Source organism: Pseudomonas sp. P5_B2 (assembly GCF_056400445.1).
Window position 1 is genome coordinate 1 of record NZ_JBFULH010000351.1, and the last position, 4,305, is coordinate 4,305.

A 4,305-nucleotide genomic window follows, 5' to 3' on the forward strand; every position below is an offset into this window, starting at 1 on the left:
GGCAGATGGTGCATTACGCGGCGGCCTTGAGGGACAGTGGCAAACCGGCACTGGTCGAAGCGTCCATGGCCAAGCTGTTTGCCTCGGAAATGGCTGAAAAGGTCTGCTCTTCGGCGTTGCAAACCCTCGGTGGTTACGGTTACCTCAACGACTTCCCGCTGGAGCGGATCTACCGCGACGTGCGGGTCTGCCAGATCTACGAAGGCACCAGCGATATTCAGCGCATGGTYATTTCGCGCAATTTATAAGAAGGAGTCCACTTGTGAGCTACGAAACGATTTTGCTGGAAACCCACGGCCGCGTCGGCCTGATTACCTTGAACCGTCCGCAAGCGCTGAACGCGCTGAACGCGCAGATCGTCAGCGAACTGAACCATGCCCTCGATGGCCTGGAAGCCGATTCGAACATCGGCTGCATCGTGCTGACCGGCTCGAAAAAAGCCTTTGCTGCCGGTGCCGACATCAAGGAAATGGCCGAGCTGACCTACCCGCAAATCTATATCGACGACCTGTTCAGCGACAGCGACCGCGTGGCCAACCGCCGCAAACCAATCATCGCCGCGGTCAACGGTTTTGCCTTGGGCGGTGGTTGTGAACTGGCGCTGATGTGCGACTTCATCCTGGCCGGCGACAACGCCAGATTCGGCCAGCCGGAAATCAACCTCGGCGTGCTGCCAGGCATGGGCGGCACTCAGCGTCTGACCCGTGCCGTGGGCAAGGCCAAAGCCATGGAAATGTGCCTGAGCGGGCGTTTGATTGACGCGGTGGAAGCGGAGCGTTGCGGAATCGTTGCACGGATCATCCCGGCGGATGAACTGCTGGACGAAGCGCTGAAAGTCGCGGCGCTGATCGCCAAGAAGTCGCTGCCGATTGCGATGATGATCAAGGAAAGCGTCAACCGCGCGTTTGAAGTGAGCCTGTCCGAAGGCGTGCGCTTTGAACGTCGGGTGTTCCATGCAGCGTTCGCGACGCAGGATCAGAAGGAAGGCATGGCGGCGTTCATTGCCAAGCGTGAGGCGGAGTTCGTCGGTAAGTAATGTAGCGTTCTGACTGACGCCTTCGCGAGCAAGCCCGCTCCCACATTTGACGCATTCTTACAGGAGGAATGCGGTCAAATGTGGGAGCGGGTTTGCTCGCGAAGCTTTTCAGCTTTTCAGACTAGGTAATTTTTGAGTTCCCGGGCAATCACCATCCGCTGAATCTCRCTCGACCCTTCGTAAATCTGCGTAATCCGCGCATCCCGGTAATACTTCTCCACTGGATAGTCTTCCAGATACCCATAACCGCCATGAATCTGAATCGCGGACGAGCACACCTTCTCGGCTATTTCCGAGGCGAATAGCTTGGCCTGTGATGCTTCCGACAGGCATGGTTTGCCGGCTGTGCGCAGGCGCGCCGCATGCAGGATGAGCAATCGCGCGGCGTTCAACTGCATGTGCATGTCCGCGAGCATATTGGCGATGCTCTGGTGTTCGATGATCGGTTTGTCGAACTGCACCCGGTCTCGTGAATACGCCAGCGCTGCTTCAAACGCGGCACGGGCAATGCCCAGGGCTTGTGCAGCGATGCCGATGCGCCCGCCTTCGAGGTTGGACAGGGCGATGGCCAGGCCTTTGCCGCGTTCACCCAGCAAATTGGCTTCTGGGATGGTGCAGTTATTCAGGGTCACCGCGCAGGTATCCGAGGCGCGAATGCCCATCTTGTGTTCAGTGCGATCCACGATAAAACCGGCGGTGTCGGTCGGCACCAGGAATGCAGAAATACCGCGTTTGCCCAGGTCCGGGTCGGTCACGGCAAACACAATCGCCAGTTTTGCCCGTTTGCCGTTGCTGACGAATTGCTTGGCGCCGTTGATCACCCATTGCCCGTCGCGCAGTTCGGCGCGAGTGCGCAGGTTGTGCGCTTCGGAGCCGGCTTGTGGTTCGGTCAGGCAGAAGCAGCCGATGGCCTGGCCGCTGGCCAGATCCGGCAGCCAGGTCTGTTTTTGTTCTTCAGTGCCGTAGTTCAAAACGGGGCCGCAGCCGACTGAGTTGTGGATGCTCATCAGCGCACCTGTAGCGCCGTCGCCCGCTGAAATTTCCTCCACCGCCAGCGCGTAGGCGACGTAGTCGACATAGGTGCCGCCCCATTCTTCAGGCACCACCATGCCCAGCAGGCCCAGCTCACCCATCTTCGCCACCAGACCGTCGTCGATCCAGCCAGCCTTTTCCCAGGCCTGTGCGTGAGGCGCGATTTCACCACGGGCAAAATCCCGGGCCATGTCGCGGATCATGACTTGCTCTTCGCTCAATTCGATATCGTGCATGGCTCAGTTCCCGCTCTCATCAAGGCCAGTGAAAAAACTCGCGACATGCTCGGGGTCCAGCGCCTGCAAGGTCGGCGGGTTCCAGCGCGGGCGCTTGTCTTTGTCGATCAGCAAGGCGCGCACACCTTCGATCAGGTCGCCGCGCTCGAACCATTGACGGTCCAGATGCAGCTCAAGGGCGAAGCAGTCTTCCAGACTCAAGCGCCGACCACGACGGAGCATTTCCAGGGTCACGCCCATGGCCAAAGGCGAACGGCTGTCCAGCAAGTCGGCGGTGGTAACTGCCCACTCACGGCTATCGGCAACCGTCACTTCACGTAGTTGTTCAACAATACTCGGCACATCGGGCAAGGCGAAGAAGTGGTCGATGGCCGGACGCAACGCTTCTAACGGTGCATCGGGCAGTTGCTGCACCGCGAGTTTCGCCAGCAAGCCCTGAAGGTCTTTGAGTGGCGTGTCGCGCCATTCGAGTTGATCGAGTTTCTCGTCGAGCGTGACTAGCTTCTGACTATCCAGATACCAGTCGGCAAGCCCGCAATAAAGCGCATCGGCGGCGCGAATCTGCACACCGCTGACGCCGAGATACATTCCCAATTCACCGGGAATGCGCGGCAGGAAATAGCTGCCGCCGACGTCCGGGAAGTAGCCTATGCCGACTTCCGGCATTGCCAGACGGCTTTTTTCGGTGACCACTCGCAGATTGGCACCTTGCACCAGGCCCATGCCGCCGCCCAGAACAAAGCCATCCATCAGGGCGAGTACAGGTTTGCGGTAGTGGTGAATCGTCAGGTCGAGGGCGTATTCCTCGACAAAGAAATCCTGGTGCAGCGTGTCGCCGCTTTTGAAGCTGTCATACAGCGAGCGAATATCGCCGCCGGCACAGAAGGCTTTCTCGCCGGCACCGCGTAACACCACCGCATACACCTGCGAATCCTGAGCCCAGGCATCGAACTGACGTTGCAGGTTACGCACCATGTCCAGGGTCAGGGCGTTGAGACCGCTGGGGCGATTGAGGGTCAGGTGACCGATGTGGTTGCGAACCTCGGCCAGCACTTCATTTTGCGTGGCGTCCATGGACGAAGTCCGCGGAGAAGAAACCTGAGCAGTCATCACTAACTCCCTGCTTTTATTGTTCTTTATAGAGATGCTCGCGCGCGAGCGATGCTGGATCGTAGCAGTGCAAATTTGTGATGTACAACCGGCATATGTGCAGGCTGTCTCTGCATTTATGCATGGGGTATGGGGGCTTAGGGTGGCATTAACCGGTCGCGATATTTGTATCCGCTAGGCGGTAGGGGACAGCACTTCACTGATGCTGCGGCGTTTGGCGTGCAATTCACTGGCATGGATCAACTGTTCGAGGTCTTCGGGCGTAACGTCGAAGAACGCTTCCATATCTGCCAATGCCAACTTCAGGTCTTGCGCGGTGATCGCCTGGTTGTCGATGGGCGGGTGGTCGGCGGGGATTACGGCTACCGGTTCACTGGCGCCTTTTGGGTAGCGGATGCGCGTCAGGTTGTTGAAGGCCATAGCGCTGAGCAGCATTGTCGAGGCGCCGAACATCACCGGGCCGAGGGCTTTCCAGTCCATGGCGATGGTGGCGGGGTCAGCCAACACCAATAGCAGCGCCAAGGCCCCTGCCGGGGGATGCAGGCAACGCAGCCAGCACATCAGAATCAGCGCCATGCCCGCCGCCAGACAAGCGCTGCCGAGGGTTCGCCCAAGCACGTGGGCGACCAGCAGTGAAATCACCCCCGCACTCAAGTAGCCGCCAAGTATCGACCATGGCTGGGCGAGCGCACCGGAGGAAACGGCGAACAGCAAGACCGCCGAAGCGCCCAGTGGACCGATCAGGTGCAGAGCCACTTCCATGCCAAACACTTGGCCGCATAACCAAACGCTGAGCATCGTTCCAAGAGCCATGCCGATGGCGGCGCGGCTCCATTCGGAAGGACGGGTGTTAATGGCGGCGGGCATCCAGCGAGCGAGCATGAAGAAATC

5 protein-coding genes are annotated in these 4,305 nt (G+C 59.3%); 2 read left to right on the top strand and 3 right to left on the bottom strand.

All coding sequences use genetic code 11. The features are described from left to right. Both AC1DRJ_RS20135 and AC1DRJ_RS20140 read left to right on the top strand, forming a co-directional pair. On the top strand, positions 1-248 hold a 248-nt coding region (locus AC1DRJ_RS20135), incomplete at its 5' end, for an acyl-CoA dehydrogenase family protein (RefSeq protein ID WP_477803693.1). A 14-nt stretch (positions 249-262) separates the two neighbouring features. Further along, entirely contained in the window at positions 263-1,036 is a 774-nt protein-coding gene (locus AC1DRJ_RS20140; protein ID WP_477803694.1) for an enoyl-CoA hydratase, read from the top strand. A 116-nt stretch (positions 1,037-1,152) separates the two neighbouring features. On the opposite strand, the gene AC1DRJ_RS20145 is transcribed toward AC1DRJ_RS20140, so the two are convergent. From AC1DRJ_RS20145 to AC1DRJ_RS20155, 3 genes are all read right to left on the bottom strand, one after another. Next, on the bottom strand, positions 1,153-2,304 hold the full coding sequence (locus AC1DRJ_RS20145; RefSeq protein ID WP_477803695.1) for an acyl-CoA dehydrogenase family protein: 1,152 nt from the start codon (positions 2,302-2,304) through the stop codon (positions 1,153-1,155). Positions 2,305-2,307: 3 nt separating this feature from the next. After that, on the bottom strand, positions 2,308-3,414 hold the full coding sequence (locus tag AC1DRJ_RS20150) for an enoyl-CoA hydratase/isomerase family protein (RefSeq protein ID WP_477803696.1): 1,107 nt from the start codon (positions 3,412-3,414) through the stop codon (positions 2,308-2,310). Between the two features lie 174 nt (positions 3,415-3,588). Next, the gene (locus AC1DRJ_RS20155; RefSeq protein ID WP_477803697.1) at positions 3,589-4,296 is read right to left on the bottom strand and encodes an HPP family protein; all 708 of its coding nucleotides are present in this window, start codon (positions 4,294-4,296) and stop codon (positions 3,589-3,591) included. Positions 4,297-4,305 lie beyond the last annotated feature (9 nt).